At 32.3% G+C, this 12168-nt stretch carries 9 protein-coding genes; all 9 read left to right on the top strand.

Annotated elements, in window-relative coordinates:
• The first annotated feature begins 199 nt into the window (after positions 1–199).
• The 9 genes from CA_RS03810 (at position 200) to secG (ending at position 12131) form a co-directional block, all read left to right on the top strand.
• Complete coding sequence (locus CA_RS03810) at positions 200–2368, top strand: cellulase family glycosylhydrolase (protein WP_010964025.1); 2169 nt, start codon at positions 200–202, stop codon at positions 2366–2368.
• A 281-nt stretch (positions 2369–2649) separates the two neighbouring features.
• The gene (gene rpoN / locus CA_RS03815; RefSeq protein ID WP_171779437.1) at positions 2650–4038 is read left to right on the top strand and encodes an RNA polymerase factor sigma-54; all 1389 of its coding nucleotides are present in this window, start codon (positions 2650–2652) and stop codon (positions 4036–4038) included.
• 140 nt (positions 4039–4178) lie between these two features.
• Entirely contained in the window at positions 4179–5213 is a 1035-nt protein-coding gene (locus CA_RS03820; RefSeq protein ID WP_010964027.1) for a sugar-binding transcriptional regulator, read from the top strand.
• Positions 5214–5358: 145 nt separating this feature from the next.
• Positions 5359–6363: a type I glyceraldehyde-3-phosphate dehydrogenase gene (gene gap / locus CA_RS03825; RefSeq protein ID WP_010964028.1), complete on the top strand. Its 1005-nt coding sequence runs from the start codon at positions 5359–5361 to the stop codon at positions 6361–6363.
• Between the two features lie 130 nt (positions 6364–6493).
• The gene (locus tag CA_RS03830; protein WP_010964029.1) at positions 6494–7687 is read left to right on the top strand and encodes a phosphoglycerate kinase; all 1194 of its coding nucleotides are present in this window, start codon (positions 6494–6496) and stop codon (positions 7685–7687) included.
• A 198-nt stretch (positions 7688–7885) separates the two neighbouring features.
• Positions 7886–8632 carry a triose-phosphate isomerase gene (gene tpiA, locus CA_RS03835; RefSeq protein WP_010964030.1) on the top strand — a complete coding sequence of 249 codons (747 nt, stop codon included), beginning with the start codon at positions 7886–7888 and terminating at the stop codon, positions 8630–8632.
• Between the two features lie 188 nt (positions 8633–8820).
• Positions 8821–10353 (top strand): 2,3-bisphosphoglycerate-independent phosphoglycerate mutase, encoded by a 1533-nt coding sequence (gene gpmI / locus CA_RS03840; RefSeq protein ID WP_010964031.1) that lies wholly within the window; start codon positions 8821–8823, stop codon positions 10351–10353.
• A 121-nt stretch (positions 10354–10474) separates the two neighbouring features.
• Positions 10475–11770, top strand: a complete 1296-nt coding sequence (gene eno / locus CA_RS03845) for a phosphopyruvate hydratase (RefSeq protein WP_010964032.1) — start codon at positions 10475–10477, stop codon at positions 11768–11770.
• Between the two features lie 124 nt (positions 11771–11894).
• Complete coding sequence (secG, locus tag CA_RS03850; protein ID WP_010964033.1) at positions 11895–12131, top strand: preprotein translocase subunit SecG; 237 nt, start codon at positions 11895–11897, stop codon at positions 12129–12131.
• The last annotated feature ends 37 nt before the right edge of the window (positions 12132–12168 follow it).

The raw sequence follows: 12168 nt of genomic DNA on the forward strand, positions 1-12168 counted from the left end.
CAAGAAAGTTTAATAAAAATTAAAATTAAATTAATTTTTTTAGTAAATTCTATGGAATTATATTGTAAAATAAGAAATTATGTTTTATAATTGAATTAGGGATCCCGGAATTATATAATTAATCAGATAACGTTTACAAAATATTGAAGGCGAGGTGTAACTGATTTTATAAATTGATTTTTATAGAACAGGACGAAAGATGAAAAGAAATAGAATGAAAATTTTAAATTTACCAATATTTTTTGTAGTACTAATGTTTTTACTATCAAATGTTGGTATTATTAGGGTCAAAGCAAACAATTTAACACCAGTTGAAATAAATGGTCAACTTAAGGTTTCAGGAAGTAAATTACTAAATTCAAACAATCAACCTATTCAACTCAAAGGTATGAGTAGTTTTGGTATACAATACTCGCCACAGTTTGTAAATTATAATACTATGAAATATTTAAGAGACAACTGGGGAATGAATGTATTTAGAGTTGCTATGTATACTGACGGAGATGGAGGATATATATTTAATAAGGCAGCTTGTAAAGCAAAGGTTGAAGAGGCTGTAAATGCTGCTCAAAAGTTAGGTATATATGTAATTGTTGATTGGCATATGTTTAATAATCCTCAAACTGATAAAAGTCAGTCAAAGGACTTCTTTAATCAAATTTCAAGCGAATATAAAAATTCACCTAATGTAATCTATGAAATAGCAAATGAACCATGTGGCGATGTAACTTGGGGAAGAGATATAAAACCATATGCAAATGAGGTTATACCAGTTATTAGAGCCAATTCGCCTAATGCAATAGTTATAGTTGGTAGTCCTACATGGAGTCAATCTGTTCTAGATCCTGCCAATGATCCTTTAAGCTTCAGTAATGTAATGTATGCGTGCCATTTTTATGCTGGAACACATGGTCAATGGCTTAGAGATAGAATAACACAAGCTCTTAACAAAAACATAGCTTTATTTGCTACAGAATGGGGAACTAGTGATTGCAATGGTAGTGGAGGAACTTACATAGAAGAATCTCAAAGATGGGTAGATTTTATGACCCAAAATAAAATAAGTTGGACTAATTGGGTTTTAGATGATGCAAATGCAACAGCATCAATATTAAAGCCTGGAAGTAATCCTAATGGAGGATGGACTGACAATGATTTGACAGAGTCAGGAAAGTTTGTAAAGGCGGCTATGCTTCAAAATAATACACCAACTACAGGTGGAAACACAACACCAACTACAGGCGGAAACACAACACCAACTACAGGTGGAAACACAACACCAACTACAGGTGGAAACACAACACCAACTACAGGTGGAAACACAACGCCAACTACAGGTGGAAATACAACGCCAACTACAGGTGGAAATACAACACCAACTACAGGTGGAAATACAACGCCAACTACAGGTGGAAATACAACGCCAACTACAGGAGCTGTAATAGATACTAGTAAAACATATAAAATAATATCTTCAAGTACAGGTAAGGTTTTAAATGTAAGAAACTATAGTTCTCAAAGCGGAGCACAAATAGAAGAATTAGTTGATGTTGGTGCGTTATCAGAACAGTGGAAAATAGCGGATTCAGGCAATGGAAGCTATAAAATTACTTCTGCATTGAGTAATTTAAGCTTAGATGGTGGTGTAAGTACTGAAGGAACTGATGTTAAACAATATCAATATGCAGGTGCAGAAAATCAGCAGTGGAATATTGAAAAAATAAATGCCAATACTTATAAAATCACAAATAAGAAAAGTAATTTAGCATTAGAAACTACTGGAGTTTATGATAGTGCAGATATTCAACTTTGGAATTACACAGGAAAAGGAACTCAACAGTGGATAATTTCAGATGTGAATGCAGGAACAAATACAACACCAACTACAGGCGGAAATACAACACCAACTACGGGTGGAAATACAACACCGACTACAGGAAGTGCTATAGATAATAGTAAAACATATAAAATAATATCTCAAAATACAGGTAAAGTTTTAAATGTAAGAAATTATAGTTCTGAAAGTGGAGCACAAATAGAAGAGTTAGTTGATGTTGGCGCACTATCCGAAGAATGGAAAATAACAAATTCAGGTAATGGAAGCTATAAAATTACGTCTGCTTTAAGTAATTTTAGTTTGGATGCAGGTACAAGTACTGAGGGTTCTGATGTTAAACAGTATCAGTATACTGGCGCAGAAAGTCAACAGTGGAATATTGAAAAAATTGCTGCTAATACTTATAAAATAACAAATAAGAAAAGCGGTTTAGCTTTAAATGGAACTGGAGCTTGGGATGGTTCTAACCTTCAATTAGCTAAATATAGCAGTACAGCAGATCAGCAGTGGATACTTAAGGCTGTTAACTAAGAGTAATATTTAAAGACAGTATAAAGAAATGAAGTGAGATTAATATAAAATGAAACCTATATGAACAAGCATTATATTGTATAGGTTTCGTTTTAAATATCTTGCTTATTTTTGTATTCGTTTTTAGGTTAGTATTAAATAGAATTATATATAATTTTAATAAATTAACTTATTATACAATTATAGTACAAGATGAAATAATTAATGTATAATTGATAATTAAATATGATATAATTAAATTATTAAGTTATATAATTAAAATTTAGGTGAAAAAAATGAATTTGGATTTTGAATTGAATTTAACTCAGCAGCAAAAATTAGTAATGACTCAGCAAATGCAGATGTCAATAAAACTTCTTCAAATGTCTAATATGGAATTAAATGAGTATATCAGGAGTGAAATAGAAGAAAACCCACTTCTTGACGGAAAAGAAGTAATAAAAAATGATGAGTATCAGTCAGAAATGAGTAAAGTGGACTACAAAGAATTTATAAAATATCTGGATTTCGATAATTATACTCATGAAAATTATTCATACAGAAGTGAAGAAGAAGAGGTATCACCTTTTAATTTTATAGGTAGTAAAAAGTCCTTTACGGAGTATTTATTAGACCAACTTAGAGAGATAAGTATAGATAGTGAAACTAGGCATATATGTGAATATATAATAGAAAACTTAGATAGGGACGGATATTTACGGGATAGTTTAGAAGATATAGGGATGGCTGTGCACAAAGAGTTAAAAAGTGTACAAAATGCACTTAATGTAGTACAATCCTTAGAACCTATTGGAGTAGGTGCGAGAAATCTTGCAGAATGTTTGAAACTTCAGATTTATGTGAGGAATGTAAACGATACTAAACTAATAGAAATAATTGATAAGCATTTAGGCAATATAGCTGAAAATAAATATGGCGTAATAGCAAAGGAACTTAATATAACTCCAAAGGAAGCTCAAGAATATGGAGATTATATAAAAAAACTAGAGCCTAAGCCTTCGAGAGGATTTTTTACAGGTGACGAAGTAAAATATGTAGTTCCAGATGCGTTTATACGAAAAATAGATGATGATTTTTATGTAATAATGAATGATAGTTCAATTCCTAAATTATCTATAAATAATACCTATAAGAATATATTAAATACTGAAAACGATAAAAAAGATGTGGACTATGTAAAAGAAAAACTTAATAGTGCTATGTTTCTTCTTAAAAGTATAGAGCAGAGAAAAACTACTCTTTATGAAGTTCTAAACGAAATTTTAAGATACCAAAAAGCATATTTTGTTGGAAAAACTAATTATTTGAGGCCAATGACACTCAAAGATATTTCAGAGAAATTAGGTATGCATGAATCAACTATAAGTAGGGCGATAAGAGAAAAGTACGTATATATCGATACAAAGGGTTTGGTAAAAATAAGAGATATGTTCACTACGGGAATAGCAAGTGCTTATTCTGTGTCTGAAGATAAAAAGGATATGTCAACCCAAAAAATAAAAAATGAGATTAGAGATTTGATTGAGAAGGAGAATAAAAAAAGTCCATTGTCTGATCAGAAGCTTTCAGAAATTTTGAAAGAAAAAGGTATGAATATTTCTAGAAGAACTGTAGCAAAATATAGAGAAGAAATTGGTATAAAATCATCAGCTAAAAGGAAACGTTATTAAAAAGTGCTAAAGAAATAGTATTTATGAAAAAATTATATTTTTTTCATAAATACTATTTAAAAATTATTTTTTTTATCTTATAATATTAGTGGGACATGATTTATGATGCTGGGACTATATATGTCCAGCGAGGTGATTTAATGCACGAGATTCTAAAATTGCAGCAAAAAATCGTTCCTGAGCTTATGGATTTGCTTGAAAAGAGATATGACATTTTAAGAACAATTAAATATAACCAGCCTATAGGAAGAAGAATACTTGCAAATAAAATAGGTATAGGTGAAAGAGTTGTTAGGACAGAAATAAACTTTTTGAAAAAGCAAAATCTCATAAATATAAGCAATCCAGGAATGTCAGTTACAAAAGACGGAGAAGAAATAATTGATAAACTTAAAAATTTCATAAGGGAATTTAAAGGATTAACAGATATTGAGGAATTCATAAGAATAAACCTCAATATAAAGAAAGTTATAATAGTGCCAGGAGATATCGATGAAGATAGTACAGTTATGAATGAAATTGGAAGAACAGCTGCTAAATTTATACAAAGCATAATTCTAGACGGAGATATTGTAGCTATTACTGGTGGTACTACCATGAAAACTGTTGTTGATAATTATAGTTATTCACCTAGATATCAGAACACCGTTGTTGTTCCAGCAAGGGGTGGTATGGAGAGAAATCTTCAAACTGAAGCTAATACTTTAGCTGCCAATTTTGCCGATAAATTGGGTGCTAGCTATAAATTGATACATGTTCCAGATAATTTAAGTAATGAGGCTTTAAGTACAATAATCAATGAAAAAAGCATTAAGAACGCAATTGATACTATACGTAAAGCTGATATAATTATTTATGGAGTTGGAAGAGCTGATGAAATGAGCAAGAGGCGTGGGCTTAGCGAAGATGAAATATCCCACATACTCGGAAGTGGTTCTGTTGCTGAAGCTTTTGGATATTTTTTTGATAAAGAAGGAAATGTTGTATATCACACTCCATCACTGGGACTTAAAACAGAAGATATTAAAAAAGCCAAAAATATTATAGCTGTTGCAGGTAGCAAGCTTAAAGCGGAAGCTATTGTGGCAACGCAAATAAATGGCAGAGGAAATATCCTTATAACAGATGAGGGAACCGCTAAGGAAATAGTGAAAATATTAAAAGGCACTAAATAAAATCAATTTATCTATTTGTTGTAGATATATAATCTTTTCACGCATTAAAGTATATTGTGTGTCTATAGCAGCTGATATTATTTTAGCTAATAATTATATTTTAAATATAATTTTAGATATTAAAAAATTTTTGGAGGTAGTTAGAATGGCAAAGATAGCTATTAATGGTTTTGGAAGAATAGGAAGATTAGCTTTAAGAAGAATTCTTGAAGTACCTGGATTGGAAGTTGTTGCAATAAACGACTTAACTGATGCAAAAATGTTAGCACACTTATTTAAATATGATTCATCACAAGGAAGATTCAATGGAGAAATTGAAGTTAAAGAAGGAGCTTTCGTAGTAAACGGAAAAGAAGTTAAAGTTTTCGCTGAAGCAGATCCTGAAAAATTACCTTGGGGAGATCTTGGAATAGACGTTGTTCTTGAGTGCACAGGTTTCTTCACAAAGAAAGAAAAAGCAGAAGCTCACGTAAGAGCAGGCGCTAAAAAAGTTGTTATATCAGCTCCAGCTGGAAACGACTTAAAGACAATAGTTTTCAACGTTAATAATGAAGATCTTGATGGAACAGAAACAGTTATATCAGGTGCATCATGCACAACTAACTGCTTAGCTCCAATGGCTAAAGTATTAAATGATAAATTTGGAATAGAAAAAGGATTCATGACTACAATTCATGCGTTCACTAATGACCAAAACACATTAGATGGTCCACACAGAAAAGGAGATTTAAGAAGAGCTAGAGCTGCTGCTGTAAGTATCATCCCTAACTCAACTGGTGCTGCTAAAGCTATAAGCCAAGTTATTCCTGACTTAGCTGGAAAATTAGACGGAAACGCTCAAAGAGTTCCAGTTCCAACTGGTTCAATAACTGAATTAGTTTCAGTTCTTAAGAAAAAAGTTACAGTTGAAGAAATCAACGCTGCTATGAAAGAAGCTGCTGATGAATCATTTGGATACACTGAAGATCCAATCGTTTCAGCTGACGTAGTAGGAATCAACTACGGATCATTATTTGATGCAACTTTAACTAAAATTGTTGATGTTAACGGATCACAATTAGTTAAAACAGCTGCTTGGTATGATAATGAAATGTCATACACTTCACAATTAGTTAGAACTTTAGCTTACTTTGCAAAAATAGCAAAATAGTTTAAAGCGCTCATTAATTAATTTGAATAGATTAAAGTAGAACATAGTAAAAAGGTCTGGTTTTATAGTTAAACGGCTATGAGGCTGGACCTTTTATAAAATATAAATAAGGTAGTATGAGGTGAATATTATGAAATTCAATAAAAAGACTATTGAAGATGTAGATGTTAAAGGTAAAAGAGTATTAGTTAGATGCGATTTTAATGTACCTTTAAAGGACGGAGTAATAACTGACGAAAACAGACTTAATGGAGCACTTCCAACTATAAAATACCTTTCAGAGCACGGTGGAAAAGTTATTCTTTGTTCACATCTTGGAAAAGCAAAGGGACCAGATCCTTCAAAAACTTTAGCTCCAGTTGCTAAAAGATTAAGTGAATTACTTGGACGCGAAGTTAAATTTGCTGCTGATGATACAGTTGTTGGCGAGAATGCTAAGAAGGCTGTAGCTGAACTTAAAGAAGGAGAAATAGTTCTTCTTGAGAACACAAGATTCAGACCAGAAGAAGGAAAAAATGATGATGCATTCTCAAAAGATTTAGCTTCACTTGCAGATGTATATGTAAATGATGCATTTGGAACTGCTCACAGAGCACACTGCTCAACAGTTGGAGTAACTAAATTCGTAGATACTGCTGTATGTGGATATTTAATTCAAAAAGAATTAAAATTCTTAGGATCAGCTGTTGAAAATCCAGTTAGACCTTTTGTTGCAATTCTTGGAGGAGCAAAAGTTTCTGATAAAATCAATGTTATAAACAATTTACTTGAAAAAGTTGATACATTAATCATCGGAGGCGGAATGGCATACACATTCTTAAAAGCTCAAGGATATACAATAGGAACTTCACTTCTTGAAGCAGACAAAGTTGATTATGCAAAAGAAATGATAGAAAAAGCAGAAGCTAAAGGAGTAAAATTACTTCTTCCTATAGATAATATAGTTGGAGCAGAATTTAAAGCAGATACAAAAGCAGTTACAACTGAAGATGCAAATATACCAGAAGGATACATGGGATTAGATATTGGACCAAAGACTCAAAAGCTTTATGCTGATGCTGTTAAAGAAGCTAAAACAGTTGTTTGGAATGGACCTATGGGAGTATTTGAATTTGAAAACTTCGCTAAAGGAACAAAAGATGTTGCAAAAGCTATGGCTGAATCAGATGCAACAACAGTTATAGGTGGAGGAGACAGTGCTGCTGCTGTTAATCAGTTAGGATTTGGAGACAAAATGACTCATATCTCAACTGGAGGCGGAGCTTCACTTGAATTCTTAGAAGGAAAAGAACTTCCAGGAATAGTAGCTCTTAATGATAAATAATAATAATTATTAGTAAATAATATTTACAAATAATAGAATAGTGCTATAATGAAATTAAAGATAGATATATGAAGCTATTCCAATCTAAAACTACATATGATAAATAATCCATTGAAAATTATTATTGTGCAATATATAATGGTTTTGATTAAGAGTAGCCTCATATAAATACTATCTATAAAATAAGGAGTGTATTTAATGAGAACACCAATAATCGCCGGTAATTGGAAAATGAATAACACAATTAGTGAATCTTTAAAATTAATTGAAGAATTAAAGCCACTTGTAAAAGATGCAAAGGCTGAAGTTGTAGTAGCACCTACAGCTGTTTCTTTAGAAACTGTTGTTAATGCTACAAAAGGAAGTAACATTAAGGTTGCTGCACAAAATGCACACTTTGAAGAAAGTGGAGCTTTCACTGGAGAAATATCACTAAAAGCACTTGAAGAATTAGGTGTAAGTTATGTAATATTAGGTCATAGTGAAAGAAGACAGTATTTTAATGAAACAGATTGTGCTTTGAATAAAAAAGTAAAAGCAGCATTTGCTCATAATATAACTCCAATATTATGCTGCGGAGAAACTCTTGAAGAAAGAGAAGCAAATGTAACAAATGAAGTTACAGGAAAGCAAATAAAGTTAGATTTAGCAGGATTAAGTGCTGAACAGGCAGCTAAGGTTGTTATAGCTTATGAACCAATTTGGGCAATAGGAACAGGTAAAACTGCTACAGATGAACAGGCAAATGAAACAATTGGAGCAATCAGAAAAACAGTAGAAGTAATGTTCGGAAAAGAAGTTGCAGAAAAAGTAAGAATACAATATGGTGGTTCTGTCAAACCAAATACAATTAAAGCTCAAATGGCTAAGCCAGAAATAGATGGAGCATTAGTTGGAGGAGCAAGCCTTAAAGCAGCTGATTTTGCAGCAATAGTTAATTTCTAAAGGCAAAGAGAAAAGCTCATAATGTATGTATTATGGAGTTTTCTCCATAATACATATTACATATACAAACTAAATATAAGTTAATTACTTATAATTGGTAATTGAGAATTGATAATAGAAATGAGTGTCTACTGTCAATTGCTAATTAACAAAAGCATAGCAATATAAAGAATGGGGGAAATAATACTATGGCAAAGAAACCTGTAATGTTAATGATATTAGATGGATTTGGAATTTCAGACAAGGTTGATGGAAATGCAGTAAAGGCTGCTAGTAAACCTAATTTTGATAAATACTTTAATAACTACCCACATACACATCTTGGGGCAAGCGGACTAAGCGTAGGACTTCCAGATGGACAAATGGGAAACTCAGAAGTTGGACACTTAAATATAGGAGCAGGAAGAATAGTTTATCAATCGCTTACAAAGATAACAAAGGCAATTGAAGATGGAGATTTCTTTAAAAATGCAGCTCTTAATAAAGCTGTTAATAATGTCTTAGAAAATGATTCTACTCTTCACTTAATGGGACTTTTATCTCCAGGAGGAGTTCACTCACACACTAATCATTTAAAGGGTCTTTTACAGCTTGCAAAGAAGAAGAACGTAAAAAAAGTATTTGTACATGCTTTTCTTGATGGAAGAGACGTACCGCCTTCTTCTGCAAAAGAATTTATAAAAGATATAGAGGACTACATGAATGAAATAGGTCTTGGTGAAATTGCTACTGTATCTGGAAGATATTATGCAATGGATAGAGATAACAGATGGGAAAGAGAAGAACTTGCCTACAATGCAATGGTTCTTGGAAAAGGTGAAGAGGCAGAAAGTGCTATTAAAGCTGTAGATGCTTCATATCATGACAACAAAACAGATGAATTTGTACTACCAACAGTTATAGTTAAAGAAGGAAAACCAGTTGCGACTATAAAGGACAAGGATTCTGTTATATTCTTCAATTTCAGACCTGACAGAGCTAGACAGATAACTAGAGCTATAGCAGAAGAAGCTTTTGACGGATTTAAGAGAGACAGACTTAATATTGAGTTTGTAACTATGACAGAATATGATGCAAGCTTTAAGGGAGTTGATGTTGCATTTGGACCTGAAAACATCACAAATACTCTTGGAGAATATGTAAGCAACAAAGGTTTAAATCAACTTAGAATTGCAGAAACTGAAAAATATGCTCATGTAACTTTCTTCTTTAATGGAGGAGTTGAAGAGCCAAATAAAAATGAAGATAGAGCTTTAATATCATCACCAAAGGTTGCAACTTATGATCTTAAACCAGAAATGAGTGCATATGAAGTTACTGATGAGCTTCTGAAGAGGTTAGATGAAGATAAGTATGATATGGTTATATTAAACTTTGCTAACCCTGATATGGTTGGACATACTGGAATTCTTGAAGCAGCTAAAAAGGCTGTTGAAACAGTTGATGAATGTCTTGGAAAAATAGTTGACAAGGTTCTTAAATTAGATGGAAGTGTATTTATAACAGCAGATCACGGAAATTCAGAGCAAATGATCGATTACTCTAATGGAAAACCTATGACAGCACACACTGTTAATCCAGTACCTTTTGTTTATGTAAGTAATCATACAGAGGCTAAAAAACTTAATGAAGGAGTTTTAGCAGATATAGCTCCTACAATGCTTCAAGAAATGGGACTTGAAAAACCTGAAGAAATGACAGGAAAAAGTTTATTTGAATAGTATAATTTAATATTTTATTGTAAAAAATAAAGTGTAGTATATGAATAAAATTGAATATTGGTTTTATTACATGTAGTACACTTTTATTTATATATAACAAAGAAAGATAGGGGTGTTTTATATGAAATCATATGTTGAAATTGTTGACGTAATGGCAAGACAAATCTTGGATTCAAGGGCTAATCCTACTGTCGAAGTAGAGGTTGTTCTTGAAGACGGAACAGTAGGAAGAGCGTCAGTACCTTCAGGAGCATCCACAGGACAGTTTGAAGCTGTCGAACTTAGAGACAACGATAAAGCTCAGTACTTAGGAAAAAGTGTTCTCAATGCTGTTGACAATGTAAATGAGACAATAGCAACAGAGCTTATAGGAATGAATGTATTTGACCAGACATTAATTGATCAGACAATGCTTGAAATTGATGGAACGGAAAATAAGTCAAAGCTTGGTGCAAATGCAATGCTTGGAGTATCACTTGCAGTAGCTAGAGCAGCAGCTGAATACCTAGGAATTAGTCTTTATCAATATCTTGGAGGAGTTAATGCTAAAGTTCTTCCAGTTCCAATGATGAATATTGTAAATGGAGGAAAGCATGCAGATAACAATGTTGATTTCCAAGAATTTATGATAATGCCAGCAGGAGCTCCAAGCTTTAGCGAAGCCCTTAGATCATGCGCAGAGGTTTATCACACTTTAAAATCTTTACTACAATCAAAAGGACTTGAAACAGCTGTTGGAGATGAAGGCGGATTTGCACCAAATCTTAATAGTAATGAAGAAGCAATACAAATTATTTTGGAAGCTGTAACTAAGGCGGGATATGAGCCAGGAAAAGATATGTTTATAGCAATGGACCCTGCTTCAACAGAATTTTATGAGAACGGAAAATACAATCTTAAGGGCGAAGGTAAGGTTTATACTTCAGAAGAAATGGTTGAAGTTTACGCAAATTTAGTGGAAAAATATCCTATAATATCACTTGAAGATGGTATGGCTGAAGAAGATTGGGATGGATGGAAGCTGTTAACTGACAGAATCGGAGATAAAGTTCAATTAGTAGGAGACGATTTATTTGTTACAAATACTAAGAGACTTTCAAAGGGAATACAGCTTGGAGTAGCTAATTCAATACTCATAAAGTTAAACCAAATAGGAACTCTTACAGAAACTTTAAATGCAATAGAAATGGCACAAAGAGCTGGATATACAGCAGTAGTTTCTCATAGATCAGGAGAAACAGAAGATACTACAATTTCAGATCTTGTTGTAGCTGTAAACGCAGGACAGATAAAAACAGGAGCACCAGCAAGAACAGAAAGAGTTGCAAAATATAACCAACTTCTTAGAATAGAAGAGGAACTTGGCGAAGTTGCTGAATTTAGAGGTTTAAATGCCTTCTACAATATAAAAAAATAATTATAAAATAAGGGGGATTTAATTTGATAAATTTCCCTTATTTTCTATTGTAATATAATAGTATTTATGATAGTATTAAAGATATAATATTATATTTATACAGGAGATTTATAGGAGGTTTAAGATGCGTACTTTTTTGATAGTTGCACAAATAGTTTTGGCTTTTGCTATAATAATTACTGTTCTTGTGCAGCCAGGTAAAATGGATGGCTTTATGAATTCAATATCTGGTACAAATGAAACGTTTTTTGCTAAAAACAAGTCAAAAACGAAAGAGGCATTTCTGGTTAAATTAACAGTCTTATTTTCAGTATTATTTGCAATAACTCTTATTATATTTAATTTGAAAATATTTAAATAGGATAATGTCATAAAGATATGATTCATTTTACTTTTTG

The organism is Clostridium acetobutylicum ATCC 824 (assembly GCF_000008765.1).
GTDB classification, from domain to species: Bacteria; Bacillota; Clostridia; order Clostridiales; family Clostridiaceae; genus Clostridium_S; species Clostridium_S acetobutylicum.